Below are 23,864 nucleotides of genomic sequence, written 5' to 3'. Positions count from 1 at the left end.
TATGGCGTTCTTAATGGCTATTAAGCTAGTTCTGCTTTCGCTTGCTTCTGGAAATTAGGGAAACCTAATTTTACCCTATCAAAAAGTAACTTTTCTGGTTTTGTTGCATTCACGTAAACAAAAAAAGTCCCGCCGGGCAGAAAAGAAAAACATCAAAAATAGCTATTTTCCCGAAAAGATCACGAACACTGAAAAAGTATCATGGGGAACCTGATCAGGAGACAACCCATGAAAATCAAACTAGCCCTGCTTATTGCATTTGCAGGTTTCAGCGCAGGAGCTTCCGCTGAAATCGCAGAATTCAGCTTTAAAGATACCCTGAACGTTAAAAAGACCGTATCGCCTGCATCCGTATGGATTAATCCGGTAACGAGCTTTGACGTTGCCGTTATTTCCGGTCTGGACCGTTATATTACGCTCAGTCTGCTGAAAAGTGACGGGAGCCTCATCTGGAGCACGAAAAGCAGCCTGGTTACCGTTGATGACCGTACCACATCTTCGACAGGCTTTGATTATTACGGCAAGACTCTGACCGTACCAGCGATGGGAGAAGATAGCTTCACCCTCAGAGAGGTGATTACCGACTTGCAAGGGAAGGAGGTCTCCCGGCAGGATTACCCGCTTGCAATTGACCGAACGCCTCCGGCAACGGGTACCATAAGTTATACGAGAAATGGGTGGAACTTTGGCAGCGAAGCGATCTTCACTTCAGTACCAGCCGGTATGCAGTACGCCAGCGTCCAGGCACTGGTCTTTAATGGACTGAGTGATAAAGGTTCCGGGCTTGCTAATGCTGAATATTTCATAACCGATGCCGCTGGAGTGGAGCGTAAAAAGCCAGCGGAAATTAATACAGTGGAAGGTAGCGTAACCGTTCAAGTCGCCGACGCAAGCAGCAATGCCCTGGCACCGGAAAACCGCTCTGAATATAAAGTGGGGATCTACCTTTATGACAAAGCGGGAAACAGGAGCGAACTAAGCCGCCGAAGCGTAATTGATCGGGTTAAGCCTGACGATATCATCCAGGTGCAGGACGCCACTACCGGATCATGGGTCTCCTATCAGTCTGGCATGACCGTCTTCCAGAACCCTATTTCCGTACGGGTATTAAGGAAGAAAAGTGACTTTACTGCTGTTAACGGTTCCAAATATGGCTGGGCGGACTCGAATTTCCAGACGTCCGATAGCACTTATAATATCTATACTTTCAAATACATATATCCAAATGTGGGGGATACTTATCATGAATTTCAGACTCTGGCGGGAGGAGTAAGACGAATTCATCATAACTCCCTCAACTTCACTCCAGCCCCGGCGATGGAAATAGCCCCGAAGATAGTGGCTAAAGAGATGTACCGGAGTGATACCAGTGAGTGGTTAACTCAGGCCTCAATCAGCGTTAAAACCGCCACCATTAGCCGCATAAAGGTAACCGCAGAACCCCGACCATACGTGCAAAAGTTCAGAACGGTAAAAAATGCAGCCTGGTTCTGCACTATTCCTGTCGGACAAAGTTCATGCGAGATGACGGTTAACTTCAACTACACCAGTGACAAAGGATTTGAGTATCTGCATCTTTACTCGGGAAAAGATGGTGACAGCATATTCGATGCGCTTGCTGGTAATTTTACGGTTATCTGGGATAACAACCCACCGGTGGTTAATGTCGCTCAGGTAAACAAGGCCTCCAAGACAATCACTATGACGGCCACCGATAATGATCGCGTCAACGCCTGGAACATCAGCTACTGGGATACCAAAGTTTTCGAAGCCACCCTTAAAAATGCCCGGGGGGAAACTTTCACCCTGAAGCCTGTGACTGTCAGTGAAAGCGATTATAAAACCAAAAACGCCACTTTCTCATACGCTGGTCTACCGGACGGGGATTATACGGTTGTTAGCGTGTCTGCCACGGATCTTGTTGGAAACACAGGAACCAAAACGCTTAATGCACCGCTGAAAATTGACTCAACGCTTCCGGTTATTGCGTTCAGCTTTAATGGCGCAGACGCAGAAGGAAAACTGGTTAAAGGGCTTGAGAACCTACGCATAAGCGTTACTGATGCCTCTGGGGATGCTTCCCTGATATCGCTTCAGCTCGCTGGTGGACCTAACTCTGAAAAGGTCACCCTTGCATTCACGCCGCTATCCAAGGATGTCTTTATTCCTGAATACCCCAGAATCTTCCCCAATACTGACGAATCGGGACAGATGTATCATCTGGAGGCTCTGGCTATTGACGAATCAGGTAACCGGACCACTAAAACGCTTAATTTTACCTACCAGCCAGCTAACCTGATTATGCTGGATAATCTCAAGACGCTGGCCACAGCCGTAGCACTGAAAGCAACGGACAACACGCCGCTGGCCATCATCCGAACCAGTGTGTTGCGTCGTCAGGACGGTTCTATCATTACCGGACAGTTAAACGGAACCCTGACTGTTCAGAAAAACGCCCAGTTCGGCGTTACGGTTGCCGGAGTTACGGTCCAGCCTGGTGAAACTAAATCGCTGTCACTGGATCTTGGTAATGGTGAAGAGCGCACATATCCCGTTACTCCCGCTGTAAGTGGTCAATCTGGCACGGCCACATTTGCTATAGAATTCCCTCAAACATAAACCCTACACAAGGGTACGGTAGTATGCCGTACCCTGTTACGCCATCCTCAATGTAAAATGTAGAGTTGAGCATGACTTAATTATTACTTTCTCAGGCTTTGTTGAATAAATCGAACTTTTGCTGAGTTGAAGGATCAGATCACGCATCTTCCCGACAACGCAGACCGTTCCGTGGCAAAGCAAAAGTTCAAAATCACCAACTGGCCCACCTACAATAAAGCCCTCATCAACCGTGGCTCCATAACTTTCTGGCTGGATGATGAAGCTATTCAGGCCTGGTATGAGTCAGCAACACCTTCTTCACGAGGCAGACCTCAGCGCTATTCTGACCTTGCCATCACGACTGTGCTGGTCATTAAACGCGTATTCAGGCTGACCCTGCGCGCTGCGCAGGGCTTTATTGATTCCATTTTTTCTCTGATGAACGTTCCGCTACGCTGCCCGGATTACAGCTGTGTCAGCAGGCGGGCAAAGTCGGTTAATGTCAGTTTCAAAACGTCCACCCGGGGTGAAATCGCACACCTGGTAATTGATTCCACCGGGCTGAAGGTCTTCGGTGAAGGCGAGTGGAAAGTCAAAAAGCATGGCCAGGAACGCCGCCGTATCTGGCGTAAGCTGCATCTCGCCGTTGACAGTAAAACACATGAAATCATCTGCGCTGACCTGTCGCTGAACAATGTTACGGACTCAGAGGCCTTCCCCGGGTTAATCCGGCAAACCCACCGGAAAATCAGGTCAGCCGCCGCCGATGGCGCTTACGATACCCGGCTATGTCACGATGAACTGCGGCGTAAGAAAATCAGCGCGCTTATCCCTCCCCGAAAAGGTGCGGGTTACTGGCCCGGTGAATATGCAGACCGTAACCGTGCAGTGGCTAATCAGCGAATGACCGGGAGTAATGCGCGGTGGAAATGGACAACAGATTACAACCGTCGCTCGATAGCGGAAACGGCGATGTACCGGGTAAAACAGCTGTTCGGGGGTTCACTGACGCTGCGTGACTACGATGGTCAGGTTGCGGAGGCTATGGCCCTGGTACGAGCGCTGAACAAAATGACGAAAGCAGGTATGCCTGAAAGCGTGCGTATTGCCTGAAAACACAACCCGCTACGGGGGAGACTTACCCGAAATCTGATTTATTCAACAAAGCCCGTGGATGGCCGAAAATGTGCTGTCATGGGAGACGGTCAGCGGACACATCACTCAGCGGGATCTGAACCGATATTATTTACTTGACGTTTATCTTCAGGCTCATTTTTCAGATTATGTGTTGCTCCCCGGATGGTTTAGTGAACATTCGCATCTTGCCCGCCCTGAAAAACGCGATTTTATTGCCTCTCTGAAACGATTTCTTCTGTCTTACCGTCCCGCCGGAAGGTTAACCATTTTCCGTTATCTCAATATGTTTTTTATATGGCAGTCAGTCAATCAGTATGACTATGGCACGGCTGAAGGCGTTGAAATGTATATTAAACATCTCATGAACGATATTCGTCGGCGAAAAATTTCAGTCAGGATGGCAAGACACTACTTGTCCGTGGTCAACCGGTTTTTGCTTACGGGCGGGCAGATTCAGAGGCGGTATGAATATGAATTCTTACCGAAAGGAACGTATCAGCAGCAGGGAAGGGATAGCTATACCAGGAATGAACTTTCCGAGATCCTGAGGCAGTTGTCATCCATGAATGAGTTCCTTGCGGGATGTATCCGGGAGCATATCGCTAAATCGGAAAAAGGGGTGCGGCATTTCTCACCGTCTTTGCTGGCACCTGTTTATGAAGCGTATTTCCGGTATCCGGGAGAGAACGGGGTCAGCAGGGCAGAGATCATCATCAGGGACGTTCTGGAAAATTACTTTCTTACTTCTTTTTTTCTGTTCTGTTACCACACATGGGGAAACACCTCTCAGGTTCTGGGTCTGACGCGGGATGATATACATCTGGATGAAAAGGGTATCAGCACTGATTATGTTTATAAGGGGAGAGCGAATAAGTATATACGTCTGACGATAGGTAAATCGGAGTATGTGACCAAACGTGCGGGCTATTACTGGTTTCTGTCTTTTATCAGGCTCAGGGACGACATCGTTAACTATCTGGTTTCCGCAGATAACTTCCCTCCGGTACAGGCGCTGTTTCTGAGTGAGCCGCAGGTGAAATTCCGTAAGCTTTATTCTCTTAATCCCAGTCATCTGACTAAATTTTCTAACTCTGAGGGGGCGTGGGCCACGATGCGGCAGCTTAATCCCTCGCTTCCATCAATTACCGTTTCTGGCTTGCGCAAAACGTCTGAGCAGTATACGGACAGAACATTAAAGAATGGTCTGATTACGGCGGAAAAAGCACAGCATAACTGGGGCACTTACAGGCGGAATTATGCTGCAGGTAACCCACAGGGGGCGAAGGAAAACTTCAGTGCTGCACTTGATACGCTTATGAATCAGGGGATTGCGACACGTGCGTTATCCGAGCGGGTAAAAGTTGCTGATGAGCTGGGGATCGATCTGCGTGGAAGCGATGAGGGTGTGGATCTTTTATTGAATGGCCTGGGATGTCGATCGCAGGAGCCGCCTACAGATATTGAATTGCGCTTTATAAAAAAGCAAAAACGATTTGGCCGGACACCAAAGGCTTGTGCGGATTTTTCTCATTGTGTCGAATGTTCAAAAAGTTGCGTTGTGGAAACGCTGGAGTCTGTATGGCTCCTGCTGTCATTCAGGCATGCTATCGAGTATGGAAAACCGTTGTACATCGGTTCGGTCAATGCTGTGGAGCGTTATGAAACGTTACTCCTGAAGATTGATTTACGGCTTGGGCTGGTAGATGAGGCGATCCTGAAAAAAGCGCGCGTTAAACTTCAGCGAGAAGGTGTGGCTCCGGTATGGCAGATTTGAAGAAAAAAGAGGTAAGCCGTAGTCGAATGGCGGAGTTTCCTGCCGGAACGCCGCTTCGTTCAGGGGATGAGTTTCCGACTGAGGATATCATCTGTGAGGCACTAGAAAACAAAAGCTTTGAACGTCTGAATAACTGCCTGGTTATCGCCAGCTCAGATGAACATGATATGCGTTTTATCAATGAGGAGACGCTGAATATTTATTTCAGGGATGATGTCTGGACCAATCGCTATGTCAGAACCCATATTGGTGAAACGTTAAGAACCGTTAATTTTTCAGGCATACGGGATCCTGAACTGCGTCTTGAAGCCAAAATCATCTCAGCCAGCCTGCTCTGGATTGTCGGCAGGACCGCGAAGACGCAGTCCCTGATCCGGAAATGTGCAAACATTGTGGCGGGAGCCCGTATTATTGAGTCTATGGGGTATCGCAGTCTGTTTCAGCTTCGTTTTCCGCTTGTCCGGAATGCTTTCATTGTAAAGATGAAGGAGGAGGATGAGCACGGCAGGAAGCGTTCTGAAAGAACATTACGTAATTACTTTATGGACCTGGCGGATATCTCGCTGACAGGTCATACCCGTCTTCGAAAATACGGTTACTTTCCTGATATTAGCTTCGACAGTTACAACAGTGTGGATGATTCAAACCAGACATATTGTATGCCTTTCAGTCTTATGATGTCTGTCTGGGAAGGGCTGATTACTGAACTGGATGCTGAAATCAGTGATTTCGATTTTGACGGGTTTTCCCGGCTGTGCGCTATCATAAACGGTTTTTATGATTCGCCTTACTATACGTCGATGCTGGAAGCCCGTAAAAGAGGGACAGCAAAAAGCATACCGGATTACCGGGCCGCGTATTACTACAATATTGTTGCCGGGGAAATTCGGCCGCTTTTCGCGACACTTGGCCCCGGGATGCAGGGCTGGTTCTCGGTACATAAAAATAAGCGCTGGAGATCTGATTTTATTGGCGTTGATCACATAAAGCTGAACACCTGGCATTTTGAGCTGACGTTAAAAGTCATGAATGTGATACAGGCCATGTCGGGGATGAGACACAGCGAAGTGCTTGGCGTGATGCACGGTTCACTGATTTATGATGGTGATATCCTGGGACTTCGTTCGGTGTTGCATAAGTTCGCCCCGGAAGGTGGAAGTCACGAAGACTGGGTTGTTTGTCGCTATGTGGAAAAGCCTTTTCAGCATTTACGCAGAATTAATCAAATCATGACAGGCCTGGACGGGAAGACGCTGGACAATGTTCCATTGTCTTTAAATATCAGGTCGTGGTTCTCGGAGCAAAAACTCTCTTTTATGGGGACGCAGCGCCAGACTGAGTGGGCAAAGAAATTTGTGAAAAGACACCATCTGTTCATCCGACGTGACCATATTGATGAGTTCAGGCTTTTAAATCCAAACATACGTGATGATGAACGCGTTGCGATGGAGATTCGGGAGGGGGCTTTCTGGCCATTGCGAACCCATCAGTTTCGCCGTTCACTTGCTGTACACCTCAGGCGTCTTGATCTGATTTCTACTAATGATCTTATCCGGCAGTTTAAGCACTTAATCAGAGGCATGACGGAGTGGTATATGTCCGGTGCACTCAACGCTTCGCATTTTAGCCGGGCGATCCCTCAGGCATTCGCTGCCGAGATTGAGAGGGTTGATACCGAACTCTCAGCTTCCAGGGCTGTTTCTTATCAGCATGAAGGCCTGCTTTATGGCGAAGGCGGGAAGTTACTGATGTCCCAGAGAGGTGGGCACTTACATCAGATGACGTTTCCTACACTGAAAAAAGCGATGAGCATGGCTAAACGAGGCGGGCAAAAACTGGTATCTCTTGGAAACGGTTTTTATTGCATGAATGGCCATGACTGCGAGTTTAAGGCGGTTGTTCAGTCAGCGTCCTGCAATCCGGGATGTGAGAACATGCTGGCCGGAGCTGATTCTGTTCCCGTGTGGAAACGCAGGATGGCTCATTATGACAACCTTCTGGAGATTGCCGTGCGAAATAATGCTCCTCAGGCTGACAGGGATTTTCTGATGCTTGAGAGAGATTTTTATGCAGATGCTGTCCGTTTTTTTGAAAAGGATGAATAGAGCATGACGAACGAACAGTCGGGGGTTAAAAAAACACAGGCAAGAGCAGAGCAGGCCCTGAGGGAACTGATGTTATCAGGGGAGCGTATCAGCCAGTATGCTGTGGAAAAACGAGCGGGGCTGGCAAACGGCACCCTGAATTATAACTGTCCTGAGTACAGGCAGGTCAGGGAGGCTATCCGCAGTCTGAAAAAAACGTGCCAGGGCACCGCGCCGGTTGATGAGCAGGGCATTGAGCAGCAGATCAAGCTGAAAGAAAAGTATCGCCGTCAGAGAAATGAGCTGAGGGAAGAAATCAAAAAGATGATGGCTGAAAATGTAGAGCTGTTACATAACCTTATACTTTTACAGCAGTATGTCAGGGAGCTTGAACGCAACACCGGGAGGGAGAAAGGGGACGTCATTCCGTTCTCGGGTGGTGTCAGGGACTGAGGCTATACTGAACGGAAGGACGCGAGGTGAATCGCCACAGGTTTAACAGACACCTCAGAGTCATTTAAGATGACTTAAAGAGAGGTGCCCATGAGCGGTAAGCGTTATCCTGAAGAGTTTAAAATTGAAGCAGTCAAACAGGTTGTTGATCGCGGTTATTCTGTTGCCAGCGTTGCAACGCGTCTCGATATCACCACCCACAGCCTTTACGCCTGGATAAAGAACTACGGTCCGGATTCTTCCACTAATAAAGAACAGTCAGATGCTCAGGCCGAGATCCGCCGTCTTCAGAAAGAGCTGAAGCGGGTTACCGACGAACGGGACATATTAAAAAAAGCCGCGGCGTACTTCGCAAAGCTGTCCGACTGAGGTACGCCTTTATTCGTGACAACACCTATTGCTGGCCTGTTCGCCTGCTCTGTCGGGTGCTGGATGAACATCCCAGTGGTTTTTACGCCTGGCTTCAGCAGCCGCATTCACAACGCCATCAGGCAGACCTGAGACTGACAGGACAGATTAAACAGTTCTGGCTGGAATCGGGATGCGTCTATGGTTATCGCAAAATCCATCTGGATCTGCGGGACAGCGGGCAACAGTGCGGAGTGAACAGAGTCTGGCGACTGATGAAACGTGTCGGGATAAAGGCTCAGGTCGGATACCGGAGCCCGAGGGCATGTAAAGGCGAGGCCAGTATCGTGTCGCCCAACAAGCTCCAGCGACAGTTCAATCCGGATGCTCCGGATGAGCGTTGGGTAATCACAGCGTGGTTTCCTCAAACCCTCGCTGTGAATTAACTGAAATACTTCATTGAAGCTGTAACCAAACAGTTAACTGAAAGAATGAGCCCGCAGAGCATTGCACAGCGATGACACCATTTGTTGAGCTTCACCGTTTTCGCATACAACCGTCCGGAATTTGGAAAAGCACTGTCTTTTTGTACTGACCGATCATGATTAAGTGACACCTCTTCGAAAAAGAGAGCGCGATGAGCGATTAATATATGGCTCGAAAGACAATTATGTTGGGCTTTTATGACCGCTGTCAGAGGTATTATCTTACCCGGACGGCAACAGGGTCGGAATGTCATCAGCGGCACTGTAACAAGCTATCCGCCATCTTAAATATCTGCAGGTCCTTGCACCGAGTATGCACACCAACCGACAGAGTGATTTGACCCAAACTGGTGGATATTTTGCAAAACTATTAGCCTCTTATGACCGGTCTGCAGCCTGATATTGAGGAATTAGTGCGCTTTCATGGAATGCCTGCCGGGATCGCAAGTACGAACCCCCGGTACTGTTACACTGAATGTGCTCAGTCCTGTATCAGATTGTATTTTTCAGCAACTCAAGAACAACCCTTATTTTATCATTGTCACGTTTGTAGTACGTCCAGGGACCGATGCGCTGAGAAGTAACAAGTTGTGCCCGTTGAAGAGCTGAGAGGTAAAGAGAAACGGTAGACTGTGAGAGCCCGACCTTTTCCTGAATGATACTGACACACACACCGAACTCGTCCGCATCAGCATAAGGCTGATGGAAGTGTATTTTCGGTTCCTTGAGCATATGCAGAATTTTTCTTCTAACAGGGTTTCCCAGCGCCTTAATCACGTCATTCAAATCAATATCAGGCATAAACTCTGTCACTTGTCGCATTGAGGAATTGCAATGTTACGATACTTCTCTACGTTAAGCATCAGCTTTTGAAAAGCTGATGCTCATAAGAATGGTTAGCCAAAGGCGGGATAATCTGTGTAGCCTTTTGCCGTTCCACCATACATGGTTGTTGGATCGACCGGATTCAGTGGCCATTCATGATAAAGGCGCTGCGGTAAATCCGGATTAGCTATGAACGGGCGGCCAAATCCGATAATGTCTCCCCAGCCAGCACCGATAATCCGTTCGGCTTTTTCTTGCGTATATCGCCCGGCATACATAATTACACCGCTGAATAACTTACGGACTTCAGCTCTGAATGCTTCAGGCAATTCGGGAGCATCATCCCAGTCGGCTTCAGCAAGAGAAATATAGGCTATTCCGATTTCTTCAAGAATTTTAACGGCTTCGGTATAGGTTTCATGGGGATCATCTTCCACCAGGCCAAGATAGACCCTTACTTCATCCGTGGTCTGAAAGAGCGGAGCAAAACGGACTCCCACACGGTCTTTACCGACCACATCAGCGACAGCCTGCGTCACTTCGCGCAGAAACCGCAGCCGGTTATGTAATGAGCCACCATATTCATCCTCTCTTTTGTTGCTATGGGATGACATGAACTGGTTAACCAGGTATCCATTTGCACAGTGAATTTCCACACCGTCAAAACCGGCATCAAGGGCGTTCTGAGCTGCCCCGGCGTACATCCTGACAATCTCACTAATTTCCTCTTTTTCCAGTGCGCGGGGGCAGGAAGCGGTAGCCAGCGCACCCTCTCCCGGCCCGGTTTCGATGAATACCTTAACGTTTTCCCCTGCCGGTATCGCCGACGGAGCGACAGGCGAGGCGTTACATGGCTGCAGGGAGTTATGGGATACTCTTCCGACATGCCAGAGCTGGGCAAAAATGATGCCTTCTTTTTCATGCACTGCCCGCGTCACTTTCTTCCAGCCTTCCACTTGCCGTGAGCTGTAGATCCCCGGGGTCCACGCATAACCCTGCCCACGAGGTTCGATTTGTGTTCCTTCGGTCACCATAAACCCGGCACTGCTGCGCTGTGCGTAATATTCAGCCATCAGTTCGTTCGGAATATCACCCGGTTGTGAGCTCCGTGAGCGGGTTAAAGGCGGAAGTACAACACGATTCTTCAGGGTGTAGGGACCTAGTCTGGTGGGAGAGAACAGGTTTTTCGTCTTCATTACATATCCTGATATAGCGAATTTTCAATATCACTGAAACGCCATGTCTCAGCATTTACGACCTGGCATGTCGTCGTTCGGCCGATGTAGCCGCAGAACCACGACACTTTATTCCACATATTGAGATTTACCAATATCTAGATTTATAAAAATTATGATCGGATGAGCGGAACGGGGGGGTTGCCTGATGGCTCACAGAATCGGCATCATGAACCTAAATGGTTCTGATAATGTTATCGGAGATCCTGAACGGGAACGGTATGCGTCACGATTTTAATGACTATGTTGCATTCATGGCAGTAGCACAGGAGTGCAGTTTTTCACGGGCTGCTGTCCGCCTCGGGATCTCGGCATCCACGCTTTCACACACGATACGTCGTCTCGAGGAGCGCGTTGGCATGCCGTTACTTATGCGTACAACCAGGCGGGTGGCTGTCACCGAAGCCGGTAAACAATTATTACTGACGCTTGAACCCGGTCTTGCGCGCATTGAAGCGGGCGTGACAGCTCTTCAGAGACTGCGCCATACACCGGCTGGGCTGGTCAGACTTACGGTATCAGATCACATGATTCATGAATGTCTCTGGCCACGATTGTCACCGTTACTAAAAAAATATTCGGATATCAAGGTGGAAATGTCGCAGCAGAACGGTTTTGTCGACATTGTTGAGGGCAATTTTGATGCCGGAGTCCGAATTGGTGATGACATATTAAAGGATATGGTGGCCGTCCGAATCGCACCGGACATACGGTTTGTCGTCATTGGATCGTCCACCTATCTTGCAGAAAGAGGTCTGCCGCTACATCCCTCTCAGCTGGAAAAACATGACTGCATCAATATACGTCTGTCACCCACAGGCCCGCTGTATGGCTGGGAATTTGTCAGGCAGGGGGAGATTGTGAAAAAAGTGGACGGGCAGCTTACTTTTTCAAGCATTTATCCAATGCTTCAGGCAGTAAAAGATGGCTACGGCCTGGCCTACCTGCCGGAGTCTTCTGCCCTGGCGGGGATTGAGGCGGGACACTATTGTCGGGTGCTTGAGGACTGGTCAGAGGCTTTTCCCGCCGACATGATAATTCCAATAATGTCCATTACAGGCTCCGGTAAAGATAATACCGACACCTTACATGAGAAAGGCAAAAGCAATATAACCTGCTGTGCTCCGGATTTTAAGAATGAGCGGTTTACGTAGCAGGATGAGCAGTTCGAACCAGAAATTTCGTTACTATTGCTAAAGTAAAACCTGATGACCTCTAATCGTAACGGAGACCAATATGACTTCACAACTGAACTGGCAGGCCCCGGCTATCAATCGCAAAAAAGTAGGTGACATGACTGTGACCATGCTGAGTGATGGCTATCTGGACGTATCTTTTGAGCTGCTGTCTGGTATTGACGGCTCACGTGCCGAGGATTTACTGCAGAAGCGCGGTGTGCCAGCAGTACCCCGTATTAATATCAACGTCTACGTTATCCAGACGCCTGAGCGAACCATCCTGATTGACAGTGGTGCCGGAGGTATCAATGGCTGGGGCGGTCGGCTTCAGGTAGCCCTGGCCGCGGCAGGCATTGACCCGCTTCAGATTGATACCCTTCTCCTGACTCACGCGCATCCTGACCATATCGGCGGGCTTGCAGGCCCCCTGCAAACTCCCGTTTTCCGCAATGTTCAGCAGTTGTTTGTGCATGAGAAAGAACTCGCTTTCTGGCGTGATGAAACCATTTCCGCTGGCGCGCCTGACGCATTCAAGCCGTTCTTTGAAGTAGCAAGGAACGCCTTCAGCGCTTATGACGACAAACTGGTGCCATTCCGCGAGGAAGCGATTTTACCAGGTATTCAGACTGTACCGCTGTTCGGCCATACACCAGGACATACCGGTTATCTGCTGGGTGATGAAAAAGAGTCGCTGCTCATCTGGGGTGATATTGTTCACTTCCCGCACATTCAGGTTGCTCAGCCTGACGTTACTATCGCGTTCGACAGCGATCCTGCGGCGGCGGCGGCCATCCGTAGCAAAGTGCTTGACCGCGCAGCGAGCGATAACCTGGCTGTCAGTGGTATGCACTTCAACCTGCCTACTACCGGTAAGGTTATCCGTGAAGGTAACAGCTTCGCACTGAATTACGACCTGTGGTCACCCGCAGTCTGATCACCTTCCTTCCCGGTGCACACAATAGTGACCGGGAAGATCCCCTTTCATATCGCCCGACAAGAACCCACCTGCAATACTATGAATATCACTGCCTCACAAAAAAATGGCTCATTACTCTTGCGCCCTGGCTTTTTGTATTCCTCTGGAGTCAGGGTTTGTCGCAGCCAAATTTACCGTGCAGTACAGCGCGCCGTTTCATCTTTTATTCCTGCGTGGCGCATTTTCCTGTCTGGTCCTTCTGCTGCTTACACTGGGGTTCAGGGCCCGTTTTCCGTCCGGCAGAGGAATGGTTCGCAACCTGATTGTCGGACTTTTCCTGCAGAGCTTCTTTCTGGGCGGATGCTTTTATGCCATCCATCGTGGCATGCCGTCAGGCATTGTGGCGCTCATCACCGGCCTGCAGCCGGTACTGACTGCAATACTGGTTTCACTCATGCACCGTCAGTCCCTGCATCCCCGGAAATGGCTGGGTATTGCGATTGGCTTTGCGGGCGTTTTCCTGGTGCTCTCGCCAGGCCAGCATAGTTTTGCACTGGATCCTGTGGCTTTTGGGTCGGTCATGCTGGGGTTATTTGGCGTAACGATCGGAGCGCTTTATCAGCGCCGTGCTCAGGGAGATGGACATATCTTTGCGAACACGTTTTTACAGTACGTCACTTTGACAATATCGATGGGTGCAATTAGCCTGATGTTCGAATCTGCTCCGACGCAGTGGAGCTTATCATTTGCGCTGGGTCTGGGCTGGCTGGTTATTGGCGTATCGGTTCTGGCGATTATGTTGCTGATTTTTATGATACGAAGCGGTGAAGCAACCAAAGTCGCTACTTACTTTTACCTGGTTCCCATTCTCACGGCAGCTGAAGCGTGGTTGCTGTTTGGAGAGGCCATTACATTGCCCATGCTTGTGGGTATGGCAATAACTATAATCGGCCTGATTTTTGTCATCCGGGAATAGACAACCGCACGCGTCGCTGTATGCTTTTGTATATGGCGACGTATAATAGCGGTCAAAGTCAAATTCCGGATGAATATGCAAACAGTCAGCTTTTCCGATTCTCCCGTTGATGATCTCCTCGCTGAGCTTCTTACCCTGGCACGCTCCCGTTTTCCACTTCCCTGCGATTGCCTTCGCGCAGAACAGACGCATCAGGTAAAGAAGTTCGAGGTGGAAGGTGCGACCCTTTCCTTCCCGCTGGAAGGAGAATTCCGGTATCGTGAAAATGAGAAATGGCACCGGGTGATCCCGGGCGAGATTATGGTCGTCCCGAATGCCCGTAGCATCGATATAGAATATGCCCCTTCAGAACAAAGTGGTGAGTTTGTTGCCCTGAGCGTGGTGCTCGCGGAGGAACAGCTTGAAGCAGCCAGGCTGTTACTTGCCGCACCACCACCACAGGACACCGGCAGCATCGCAGCCATTTCCGTATCAGCTCTTCTTTCACCCCTTAACCGCTGGACAGCCGCAATGCGGGAAGGGAAGCGTCCGCTTTCCCTGCACGCCATGGTTGAAGTGGTGCTCTGGCTTTATGGCATGGGATACCATGCTTTGCTGCGAGCCCGGCAGCCAAGTCTGGCCATGAAAATCCGTCAGATGGTAGCGGACAAACCGGCTCATCCCTGGAGTGCTGCTGAAATTGAAGATCTGACGGGACTCAGTGGCCCCACGCTTCGGCGCCACCTGGCCAGTGAGTCAACCAGCTTACGCTCAGTTATCGCCGATGCACGTATCGCGGAGGCTCTCCGCCTGCTGATGACATCGACGCTGCCGGTAAAAACGGTCGCGGGGCGGGTGGGTTACAATTCACTATCGAGCTTCAGCAAGCAGTTTTCTGAACGCTATGGAATCGAACCTTCAGGGTTCCGCTGACTTCAGTTCGTTCAAGGTACACATTGCGTCCCTCGCACTTCAGTAACTTGCGTGGATCTTTCGAATATAACGGAAGATATTGGCCGGCATTGCGTGTAACCGGTTCAGGAGTTCTCATCGTGACGGGAGAGCTAAATCGGTACGGCTGTTGTTCTCAGCTATAAGAACAACTGAGTATCTGACCAGCTGTCTGGTGCTGGCAGCAGCATGCAGTGCAATCGGTCAGGCTCAAAGGAACTGACCTGATGTCAGGTTATAATTTCGGACACATCATAACCCCAGAAGGAGACAACTGTGGTTCATGTTTTCATTATCGGTGGTGCAGGCAAAATCGGCCAGCGTCTGTGCAGGATCCTTTCAGGTAGGGGGCATGCTGTTCGTGCCCTCTACCGTAAGCCAGAGCAGCAGGCATTGCTAGGCGAGCTGGGTGCTGAGCCCGTCAGTGGGAGCCTGACAGAGCTGGATGCAGCTGCGCTGGCGATGCACTTTGCAGGTAGTGATACAGTGGTGTTTACTGCCGGTGCCGGCGGTAAGGGGGGACAGGAGATGACCAATGCGGTCGACGGCGAAGGGCTGAAAAAGTCGGTAGCTGCCGCCCTCAGTGCCGGTGTGTCTCGCTTTCTGCTCGTTTCTGCATTCCCGGAGTCCGCACGGGGAGAAACCACTTCTGAATCATTCGAAAATTATATGCGTGTTAAAAAAATGGCCGATGTGGAACTAGCACAAAGCGAGCTTGACTGGGTGATCCTGCGCCCCGGCGCGCTGCAGGATAAGACTGGTACGGGTTATGTACGTGCCGGCCTGGCCATCCCGTATGGTAACGTGCCCCGTGATGACGTGGCGGCTACGCTGGCTGAACTCATTGAGCAACCTGCCGTCAGCCGCGTCATCATTGAGCTGACGTCTGGCGATGCTCCTGTCCGTGAAGCCATACAGAAGCTGGCGGGCCGATAAAAGGCAGCGCACGTACCAGCAGGCTGCAGGCCCCCAGGCGTTTACAATAAACTTTCCAGCCAGTCGGTAAACGCCCGTACTTTTCGGGAGAGATGGCGGTGCGGATACAGAAGTTACAGTTTGCGATTCGGGGACGTATTATCTGGCAGAACCTCTACCAACAGCCCGCGATCGAGATAAGGCTGCAAAAAAATATTCATGCCCTGTAGTATTCCCAGCCCCGCCAGGCCTGCTGCAATGTAGGCTTCTGAGTTATCCACGACAAGCCTGCCTGGAAGTTCAATTTCGGTGGAGCCCTCTGACGTCCCGAATGTCCAGGGCATAACTTGTCTGTTGCTGCTGTTAATCCAGTTGACGGCCTGATGCTGCTGCAACTCGTCCATTGTTTCCGGGGTGCCGTGTTGATCAAGATACGCAGGACTGGCGCAGGTCGTCATTTTAACGGTTCCCACCTCCTTTGCGATATAGTCGCCATCGTCCAGCTCCCCCACCCTCAGTATGCAGTCCAGGCCATCATGCAGCATATTCCGTCGGCGGTCTGAGCTGCTCAGGATAATTTCAATTCCGGGATGCTGGCGATAAAAATCAGGCAGGTTGGGTATAACAAGTAAAGCCGCAAACGCGACAGGCATATCTATGAGCGAATAGCGGGCGTCAAAATGATAGCGACAGGAAAGTTCTGCCATATTAAACATAACAACCCTTGGGCGCACCGCCGCAGGCGCCCTCAGCACGTTTCTGCGGCCTCCCGCCTGTTTCCGGCACCTTTCAAACGCCCCTGATGATTTCTGCGCGTCTGCATGGCTATGCAGTGAGATCTGCTCTCCACCGATTAGTGCATGCAGATTTTGGAAACGTCCAATTCTGGCACGAAGCGGTCACCCCGGCGGGGTGCAGTCCGCTGTCAGCGAAAACGGACATTGAGCCAATCAAATAATCTGTGCCAGAATTTGTCATTGAGGCTAGTACTTTCGAGTAGATCTATTTCCCGCCCGTACTCTTAAACTCATCTATCTCATCCTTCTACGACTTATTACCGGGAATATAAAACCCCGCCGAAGCGGGTTTGGTAATTTGAGTTTTTCTCAGGCGGCCATCTTTCTGCATTGTTCGGCGCAGTGATGACAAGCGCTTGAGCAATCCTGACAATGGTCATGTTCATGCTTTCCACACTCGTCACCGCACTTCTGACAAACATCAGCGCAAAGACGGCAAAGATCCTGGGCAGACCCGCTATTTAGTGTCATGAATTGAGCTGCAAGACGGCAGATATTTGCACACTGCATATCCAGTTTTATGCACTCGCGCATCATCTCCAGATTCTCTTCGTCGAGACACGAAGCCGCACAGTTATCACATGCCGTTGCACATAGATAACAGGCTTCGATGCATTTTTTGTATTCGTCTAACATAATTTCTCCTTAGCTAAGGTTACGTATTAAGCATGGAAGAGATAACTGATTATTCAAATTTTGAATTAGTTAATTACCTTTTCAGCATTTCATATCATTGATTCAAAGTGCATCTCTAGGGTTACCTAATTCACCTATGTCTACTTCTGGCACAATGCAGAAATGAGATAGATTTACTTTATCCGCTTCTCGCTCAAAGCTGTCCGTAATCCCTTGCCTGCTTAAAAAAACCGGATTAACGTGTGATGTTTTTACGTTTTCCAGGCAGCCTTCATCGGTAAGTACCTGTCTTACAGACTTCAATGCACTTAGTTAAGAAACATCCTAATCGTCCTTTCGCCGATCGCGAGATCTGTTATGGCAGCTAAACTCGATTGATACCCCAATCCGCGGGGCAGCATTTCCTTTCCGCACGCAAGAAGGAGAAGATCATGAAAGCAGTAATTTACAACGGTCCTTATGATGTAAAAGTAAAAGACGTACCGGATGCGAAAATTGTCCGCCCCACGGATGTACTCGTCCGCATCACCACCACCAACATTTGTGGGTCGGACTTGCACATGTATGAGGGCCGGACCAGCTTTGAACAGGGACGGATTCTGGGTCACGAAAACCTGGGTGAAGTGGTCGAAATTGGCTCAGGCGTTGAACGTATTAAGGTGGGCGACTATGTTTGTCTGCCGTTTAACGTGGGATGTGGTTTTTGCGAAAACTGTGAAAAAGGTCTGACCGGCTTTTGTCTCACTACCAATCCGGGTACGGCAGGCGCAGCTTATGGTTTTGCTGAAATGGGTCCCTGGGAGGGAGGTCAGGCGGAACTTCTTCGGGTGCCATTTGCCGACTTTAACTGCCTTGTTCTTCCCCCTGATGCGGCAGAAAAAGAAGATGATTATGTGATGCTCTCTGACATTTTTCCTACCGGCTGGCATGCAACAGAACTTGCCGGATTGAAGCCTGGTGAAAGCGTGGCCATTTATGGCGCGGGGCCGGTCGGTTTGATGGCAGCTCATTCGGCGATCATTAAAGGTGCTTCACAGGTGTTTGTGGTTGATACGCACACAGACCGGTTGGCTCTGGCTGAAAAAATGGGGGCGACGGGCATCAATGCTACTGGCGATGAAGCTGTACAAAAAATTCTCGACCTGACGGATGGACGCGGTACGGATTGTGGCTGCGAATGTGTTGGCTATCAGTGCTGTAACAAACATGGCCATGAAGATAACTCTGTTACCATGAACAGTCTTGTTGCGTCGACGAAAGCAACCGGGGGAATTGGTGTGGTTGGCGTCTTTATTCCTCAGGATCCGGGGGCTGAATCGGAGCTTGCCAGAGAGGGTAAGATGCCATTTGATTTTGGGAGTTTCTGGTTTAAAGGACAGGCAATCCGTACCGGCCAGGCGAACGTTAAGGCCTATAACCGTCAGCTGTCTCGCCTCATCCATCACGATAAAGCCAGTCCGGGCAAAATAATTTCTCATCGTCTTTCGCTTGAAGAGGCTCCTGCCGGATATAAGCACTTCGATGAGCGGGATGAAGGATGGACGAAGGTTATCCTTAAGCCTTAAATAGAGTTATCCGGTATGAGAAAGCAAAAACCGGGAAAGAATGTATGACTTTTGACAGGGTGCAATAAAATATCCTGTCAGGGCGTTATTATTCATACTTTCAGCTGCCAGGCGCTTCCATATCCAGACTTGTTCCCTGATTTTGCCGACGAGATAGCAAAATTAATACATTCAGGAGGAGGCATCTGCGGTTGATCTGTTCCGTATTTATTAACGCCCTGTGCTGTAAGTATTGTCTGCCTCTACCACATAGCAGACATGTGCGCAGGAACGGTCCGCTATGAGCGAAAAGCGGACTTCCGGTCCTTGCGCAAACTCCCGTTCCGAGAAGTTGCAGTTCACAAATCACCTGTTAAAGAAGGTATGGTAGCCCACAGCATTAATTTTGCTTCCATCTTCAGTCAGACTGGCCGGTACCGGCTTCCGATAAGTTTCGTCGGCTGAGGCCCGCTAAAGTAGAGAGGTCAAAAAATAACCTTGACGTACAATAATTTTCGATATCCAAACTGACCCCTAATTAGGTGGACACCTGATGACTGACTTAAAATTTCTATCACGCCAGCGTTACACATCCGCAGTCGCATCTTGCGGGGTTCAGCGGGGTGTTGCAGGCGGACGTGCACGTGCGGACGCCCTCTGACACCACGACCGAAGCGCTGTGCCGTATCGGCGAGCTGTATGGCATCGAGGCGGGCATCCGGGGCAAAAGCGCGGCGGAACGGCTGGCCATTCGGCAGGAAAAAGCGGTACCGCTGCTGACCGCGCTGGAGGGCTGGCTGCGTGAAAAGCAGAAAACGCTGTCACGGCACTCGGAGCTGTCGAAGGCGTTCGCGTACGCGCTGAACCAGTGGGATGCGCTGAAATTATACCTGCGGGAGATTACTGATACAGAACACGCCGGGAATGTGCCGCCATTGACGCAATGACGACACAGCCCTTTTTAACCGTTCCGTGAGAGTTCCCTGGCAATATACTGTGCGGTACGGCTTTCTTTGACCTGCGATACCTGTTCGGGAGTTCCTGCGGCAACCAGGCGTCCTCCCTCATGTCCCGCTCCAGGACCGATGTCGATAACCTGGTCTGCCTGAGTAACCGCCCGCATATCGTGTTCAATCATTATCACCGTATTTTCTGCATCAACAAGCCGCTGCAGCTGCACAAGGAGGCGGTCGGCGTCTGAAGCATGCAGGCCGGTTGTCGGTTCATCTAGGATATACAACGTGTGGCCACGTTGGCTACGTTGTAGTTCGGTTGCCAGCTTGATCCTTTGCGCCTCCCCTCCGGATAACTCGGTTGCTGGTTGTCCCAGACGCAGGTAGCCCAGACCAATTTCACTCAGCAGACGGAGGGGACGAGCCACTGGTTCTTCAGTCGCAAAGAACTGACTGGCTTCATCCACCGTCATATGCAGGACCTCCGCGATATTTTTGTCCTGCCAGCAGATCCTGAGAGTATCCCGGTTATACCGCGCGCCATGGCAGGTCGGGCACGGTGCATACACGCTCGGCATAAACAACAGCTCCACGCTGACGAATCCTTCACCTTCACAGGTTGCACAGCGGCCTTTTGCCACATTGAAAGAGAATTGACCCGCATCGTAATGATGGAGTTTGGCGTCAGTCGTTCCGGCAAAGAGCTTACGAACAGGATCAAACAACCCGGTATATGTCGCCAGGTTTGAACGGGGGGTCCTGCCTATCGGTTTCTGGTCAACCTGAACCAGACGCTTTACCAGTCCGGTATCACCGGTCAGGGTACCGTACGTTTTCTCCGTTACGGATGGCCCCTCAGCGTCGCTGGCTTCGGAAAGCACGTCTTCTGGCTCACCGCCAAGTGAAGAAAGCACCAGTTCCGGTAAGGCCTGGGCAATCAGACTGGATTTACCGGAGCCAGAGACTCCCGTCACGGCTGTCAGCACACCCAGAGGAATATCAACATCGATCCACTTAAGATTGTGGCGATGGATCCCCTGCAGTTTCAGCCACCCGGATGGGATACGGGCAAAAGATTGTGGTGGCCGGACTTCATCAAATAAATAACGCGCGGTACGAGATTGGGTGACGGCTTTCAGATCTTCAGGAATACCACTGTAGAGAACATGTCCTCCCTGTTCACCAGCCGACGGTCCCACATCAACAAGCCATTGCGCCCGTCGCATCAGGTTAAGATCATGTTCAACGACAAACACCGAGTTGCCGGCATCACGAAGGTTCTCAAGCGCATCGTAAAGCGCTTTACTGTCTGAGGGGTGCAGACCCGCAGACGGTTCATCAAGAACATAGACCACACCAAACAGCATCGAACTGAGTTGCGTGGCAAGACGCAGTCGCTGAAGCTCTCCTGCAGATAGAGTTGGGGTTGCTCTGTCCAGCGTAAGATAACCCAGCCCCAGCTTCTGCAACTGATACAACCGGGCCATGACACCACCGGTCAGCCGTTGTGCCGCCAGTCGTTTCTCTTCCGATAACGCCGATGTCCGGCAGACATCGGCGTTATCGGAATGGACCGCTTTTCCGGATGCAGCACGCTCTGTCAGATCCCGACGGGTGATATCCCTGTCGGCATCTGCGCCGGCGTGGTGGGCACTGAAATCCCCCCGGGAGATTGGAAGGAGCAATTCCGCCAGCTGGTCTAAGGGCATCTGCATAAATTCACCAATGTCCACACCGGCAAAGGTGACGGACAATGATTCTGACTTCAGTCTTTTCCCGTGACAGACCGGACACAGCTTGCCTTCCATAAAACGGGAGACTCGTTTTCTCATCAACGCGCTTTGCGTGCTGGCGAAGGTATGTAGCACATAACGACGTGCCCCGGTGAAGGTCCCCATATAACCCGGCGTCATTTTTTTCCTGACGGCTTCGCGCGTATCTTCCGGACTCAGTCCCGGGAAAACCGGTACAGTGGGGGTGTCTTCGGTAAAAAGGATCCACTGACGGTCTTCCGCTGGCAGATTTTTCCAGGGAGTGTCGATGTCATACCCCAGCGTCACCAGAATATCCCGCAGATTCTGTCCGTGCCAGGCCGGGGGCCAGGAAGCAATAGCCTTTTCACGGATACTAAGTGAGGGATCGGGCACCATCAGTGTTTCAGTTACCTCATAGATATGGCCCAGACCATGGCAAGAAGGGCATGCCCCCTGCGGCGTGTTGGGAGAAAAATCCTCGGCATACAGCATCGGTTGTCCGGCAGGATAAGCGCCCGCCCGTGAGTACATCATTCGCACCAGACTGGATAAGGTGGTCACGCTGCCGACAGAGGAGCGCGCGTTACTGGCACCGCGTTGTTGCTGAAGCGCAACGGCTGGCGGCAGTCCGTCAATGGCATCCACATCCGGAACCCCGACCTGATCAATGAGGCGACGAGCGTAGGGGGCAACCGATTCAAAGTAGCGCCGTTGCGCCTCAGCATAAATGGTGCCAAAGGCCAGTGAAGACTTACCCGAGCCTGACACACCCGAAAAAACAACCAATGCGTTGCGCGGAATGGAAACATCCACCTCTTTAAGGTTGTTCTCGCGAGCACCGCGAATCACAACTGAATTGTTGTCGTCAGTCAGGATGGGATGATAACCGAAAAGTTTCTTTGCCATAGAATTTCCTGTGCTAGGTGTGTCCGCTCTTAATAAGGCCACCTCTTGTGACGGTATCTGGTGTGCCGGACCGCTCGATCAGAAAGCCCGTCGAAAAAAGCGTTTGTGTGACTGGAAACAGATTGCTGAAGCTGGGCCCGGTGGTACCATGTGGGACACCGCTGAAGTTTCAGCGGTACCCTGCGGATCCGCCTTCTGTATGAGAACTGGCTGGCGGCGTACCCGGGACCGGAGATTTGGCTCCCGTGATAATGCGGGCTCCCCGGTACGCGACGCTGTGGTTCCAGACCCAGCTGATGGCGACACTCAGGCGGTTTCGGGTACCAATTAAAAAATACAGATGAATAATGCACGTGATTTCATATGTCATTTCCTTTCATTACAGTTTTAGACCCCATCAGACATCTGCCTGGCAGAGTTAACGGAGATAGGAGCGGACTATCGAAATGGTGTCGTCGATTGACCTCTTCTGCGACTCATTTCGTTTGCCCGTATCGGGGAATTCCTCCCGAAGATAGCTTTCCAGAACAACCGCCATCAGGTCGTTAACGGCTCCCTGGACTGACCCCGCCCCGGTAGACGATCCTGCCCTATAGTTTGAGTATAGGAGGAGCGTATGGGCACACCACGATTTACACCTGAATTTAAGGAAGAAGCCGTCCGTCAGATAACGGAACGCGGTTATTCCGTCGCCTAAGTATCTGAGCGTCTGGGCGTCTCTGCACACCGCCTCTACAAGTGGCTACGGGCTATCAAACCTGATAACAGCGAGCAGCATGCCCGGGATTTACTGGAAGCTAAAAGCGAGATCCTGAAACTCCGGGCGCAGCTAAAACGCACCGAAGAAGAACGGGATATCCTGAAAAAGGCCGCGCGGTACTTTGCAAAGGAGCCCGACTGAAGTACCGCTTTATCAATGAGCACCGAACTGTATGGGGTGTGATGACGATGTGTCGGGTACTGAATGTCGCCCGGGCCGGGTTCTATGCGTGGCTGCATAACCCTGTCTCGGCGCGTGATAAAGATAACCAGCGCCTGCTGATGCTTATCCGCGACTCATATTCCCTGAGCGGAGGCGTATACGGTTACCGGCGGGTTCATGGCGATCTGAACGAAATCGGGGAAACCTGTGGTAGAAACCGGGTGGGTCGGATCATGCAACTGGACCGGATTAAAGCTGTGCGCGGCTATAAAGCGCCACGTCGTATCGCTGGCAGGCCTTCAGTCGTTGCTCCTAATCTCGTGCAGCGGCAGTTCACCGTTGTCCGGGCCACCCAGGTCTGGGTCACCGATATTACTTATAGTGTGCCCGGAGTTCAGGGCGGGCATGGATGCTTAAATGAACCGCGAGTCTGTCTGGAATATTGAACCGGTAACTCACGATGAGAAACCCAACAATCCCACCGGGTGTGACGGT

Annotated in this window: 15 protein-coding genes and 4 pseudogenes; 14 read left to right on the top strand and 5 right to left on the bottom strand. The window is 50.8% G+C overall.

Annotation, left to right across the window (positions count from 1 at the left end):
* Positions 1–228 precede the first annotated feature (228 nt).
* The 6 genes and pseudogenes from LLF79_RS24325 to LLF79_RS24300 all read left to right on the top strand — a co-directional run.
* Positions 229–2,619 (top strand): Ig-like domain-containing protein, encoded by a 2,391-nt coding sequence (locus LLF79_RS24325; RefSeq protein ID WP_000694551.1) that lies wholly within the window; start codon positions 229–231, stop codon positions 2,617–2,619.
* 126 nt (positions 2,620–2,745) lie between these two features.
* Positions 2,746–3,714, top strand: a complete 969-nt coding sequence (locus LLF79_RS24320) for an IS5-like element IS903B family transposase (RefSeq protein ID WP_031942297.1) — start codon at positions 2,746–2,748, stop codon at positions 3,712–3,714.
* A gap of 61 nt (positions 3,715–3,775) precedes the next feature.
* Positions 3,776–5,512: a hypothetical protein gene (locus LLF79_RS24315; RefSeq protein ID WP_103786860.1), complete on the top strand. Its 1,737-nt coding sequence runs from the start codon at positions 3,776–3,778 to the stop codon at positions 5,510–5,512.
* Positions 5,500–7,617 (top strand): hypothetical protein, encoded by a 2,118-nt coding sequence (locus LLF79_RS24310; RefSeq protein WP_227880541.1) that lies wholly within the window; start codon positions 5,500–5,502, stop codon positions 7,615–7,617. Before LLF79_RS24315 ends, LLF79_RS24310 begins: the two co-directional genes overlap by 13 nt.
* A gap of 3 nt (positions 7,618–7,620) precedes the next feature.
* Entirely contained in the window at positions 7,621–8,049 is a 429-nt protein-coding gene (locus tag LLF79_RS24305; RefSeq protein WP_017384060.1) for a hypothetical protein, read from the top strand.
* A 90-nt stretch (positions 8,050–8,139) separates the two neighbouring features.
* Positions 8,140–8,828, top strand: a pseudogene (locus LLF79_RS24300) (IS3 family transposase); the annotation flags it as partial.
* A 546-nt stretch (positions 8,829–9,374) separates the two neighbouring features.
* Here LLF79_RS24300 and LLF79_RS24295 read toward each other — a convergent pair.
* Together LLF79_RS24295 and LLF79_RS24290 are read right to left on the bottom strand one after the other, a co-directional pair.
* The gene (locus LLF79_RS24295; protein WP_032415288.1) at positions 9,375–9,683 is read right to left on the bottom strand and encodes a helix-turn-helix transcriptional regulator; all 309 of its coding nucleotides are present in this window, start codon (positions 9,681–9,683) and stop codon (positions 9,375–9,377) included.
* 95 nt (positions 9,684–9,778) lie between these two features.
* Positions 9,779–10,903: an alkene reductase gene (locus tag LLF79_RS24290; RefSeq protein ID WP_023279877.1), complete on the bottom strand. Its 1,125-nt coding sequence runs from the start codon at positions 10,901–10,903 to the stop codon at positions 9,779–9,781.
* A 260-nt stretch (positions 10,904–11,163) separates the two neighbouring features.
* Here LLF79_RS24290 and LLF79_RS24285 point away from each other — a divergent pair, with 260 nt between their 5' ends.
* The 5 genes from LLF79_RS24285 (at position 11,164) to LLF79_RS24265 (ending at position 15,878) form a co-directional block, all read left to right on the top strand.
* Positions 11,164–12,096 (top strand): LysR family transcriptional regulator, encoded by a 933-nt coding sequence (locus LLF79_RS24285; RefSeq protein ID WP_158002126.1) that lies wholly within the window; start codon positions 11,164–11,166, stop codon positions 12,094–12,096.
* A gap of 82 nt (positions 12,097–12,178) precedes the next feature.
* On the top strand, positions 12,179–13,054 hold the full coding sequence (locus LLF79_RS24280) for an MBL fold metallo-hydrolase (protein ID WP_017384065.1): 876 nt from the start codon (positions 12,179–12,181) through the stop codon (positions 13,052–13,054).
* A gap of 106 nt (positions 13,055–13,160) precedes the next feature.
* Complete coding sequence (locus LLF79_RS24275) at positions 13,161–14,012, top strand: DMT family transporter (protein ID WP_023279882.1); 852 nt, start codon at positions 13,161–13,163, stop codon at positions 14,010–14,012.
* A gap of 75 nt (positions 14,013–14,087) precedes the next feature.
* Entirely contained in the window at positions 14,088–14,924 is an 837-nt protein-coding gene (locus tag LLF79_RS24270) for a helix-turn-helix transcriptional regulator (RefSeq protein ID WP_023279881.1), read from the top strand.
* 294 nt (positions 14,925–15,218) lie between these two features.
* Positions 15,219–15,878 carry an SDR family oxidoreductase gene (locus tag LLF79_RS24265; protein ID WP_007897903.1) on the top strand — a complete coding sequence of 220 codons (660 nt, stop codon included), beginning with the start codon at positions 15,219–15,221 and terminating at the stop codon, positions 15,876–15,878.
* Between the two features lie 41 nt (positions 15,879–15,919).
* On the opposite strand, the pseudogene LLF79_RS24260 reads toward LLF79_RS24265, so the two are convergent.
* Positions 15,920–16,516 (bottom strand): annotated as a pseudogene (locus tag LLF79_RS24260) (LysR substrate-binding domain-containing protein); the annotation flags it as partial.
* A 447-nt stretch (positions 16,517–16,963) separates the two neighbouring features.
* The gene (locus LLF79_RS24255) at positions 16,964–17,290 is read right to left on the bottom strand and encodes a four-helix bundle copper-binding protein (protein WP_022649401.1); all 327 of its coding nucleotides are present in this window, start codon (positions 17,288–17,290) and stop codon (positions 16,964–16,966) included.
* Positions 17,291–17,721: 431 nt separating this feature from the next.
* Between LLF79_RS24255 and LLF79_RS24250 the strand changes: the two genes are divergently transcribed.
* Positions 17,722–18,855 (top strand): glutathione-independent formaldehyde dehydrogenase, encoded by a 1,134-nt coding sequence (locus LLF79_RS24250; RefSeq protein WP_022651297.1) that lies wholly within the window; start codon positions 17,722–17,724, stop codon positions 18,853–18,855.
* Positions 18,856–19,424: 569 nt separating this feature from the next.
* Positions 19,425–19,724 (top strand): annotated as a pseudogene (locus LLF79_RS24245) (transposase); the annotation flags it as partial.
* Positions 19,725–19,795: 71 nt separating this feature from the next.
* Here LLF79_RS24245 and LLF79_RS24240 read toward each other — a convergent pair.
* Entirely contained in the window at positions 19,796–22,447 is a 2,652-nt protein-coding gene (locus tag LLF79_RS24240; protein ID WP_012561117.1) for an excinuclease ABC subunit UvrA, read from the bottom strand.
* Positions 22,448–23,063: 616 nt separating this feature from the next.
* Here LLF79_RS24240 and LLF79_RS24235 point away from each other — a divergent pair.
* Positions 23,064–23,749: pseudogene (locus tag LLF79_RS24235) on the top strand (IS3 family transposase); the annotation flags it as partial.
* Positions 23,750–23,864 lie beyond the last annotated feature (115 nt).

Source organism: Enterobacter cloacae complex sp. 2021EL-01169, from assembly GCF_020733125.1.
GTDB classification, from domain to species: Bacteria; Pseudomonadota; Gammaproteobacteria; order Enterobacterales; family Enterobacteriaceae; genus Enterobacter; species Enterobacter roggenkampii.
Note: the sequence above shows the minus strand (reverse complement) of the source record. Positions and strands in the feature narration are given on the sequence as shown.

Bases quoted from the DNA above. Each gene is read 5' to 3' on its own strand.
- LLF79_RS24325 (WP_000694551.1), top strand. From the start codon at position 229: ATGAAAATCAAACTAGCCCTGCTTATTGCATTTGCAGGTTTCAGCGCA.
- LLF79_RS24315 (WP_103786860.1), top strand. From the start codon at position 3,776: ATGGCCGAAAATGTGCTGTCATGGGAGACGGTCAGCGGACACATCACT.
- LLF79_RS24310 (WP_227880541.1), top strand. From the start codon at position 5,500: ATGGCAGATTTGAAGAAAAAAGAGGTAAGCCGTAGTCGAATGGCGGAG.
- LLF79_RS24305 (WP_017384060.1), top strand. From the start codon at position 7,621: ATGACGAACGAACAGTCGGGGGTTAAAAAAACACAGGCAAGAGCAGAG.
- LLF79_RS24295 (WP_032415288.1), bottom strand. From the start codon at position 9,683: ATGCCTGATATTGATTTGAATGACGTGATTAAGGCGCTGGGAAACCCT.
- LLF79_RS24290 (WP_023279877.1), bottom strand. From the start codon at position 10,903: ATGAAGACGAAAAACCTGTTCTCTCCCACCAGACTAGGTCCCTACACC.
- LLF79_RS24285 (WP_158002126.1), top strand. From the start codon at position 11,164: ATGCGTCACGATTTTAATGACTATGTTGCATTCATGGCAGTAGCACAG.
- LLF79_RS24280 (WP_017384065.1), top strand. From the start codon at position 12,179: ATGACTTCACAACTGAACTGGCAGGCCCCGGCTATCAATCGCAAAAAA.
- LLF79_RS24275 (WP_023279882.1), top strand. From the start codon at position 13,161: ATGGCTCATTACTCTTGCGCCCTGGCTTTTTGTATTCCTCTGGAGTCA.
- LLF79_RS24270 (WP_023279881.1), top strand. From the start codon at position 14,088: ATGCAAACAGTCAGCTTTTCCGATTCTCCCGTTGATGATCTCCTCGCT.
- LLF79_RS24255 (WP_022649401.1), bottom strand. From the start codon at position 17,290: ATGTTAGACGAATACAAAAAATGCATCGAAGCCTGTTATCTATGTGCA.
- LLF79_RS24250 (WP_022651297.1), top strand. From the start codon at position 17,722: ATGAAAGCAGTAATTTACAACGGTCCTTATGATGTAAAAGTAAAAGAC.
- LLF79_RS24240 (WP_012561117.1), bottom strand. From the start codon at position 22,447: ATGGCAAAGAAACTTTTCGGTTATCATCCCATCCTGACTGACGACAAC.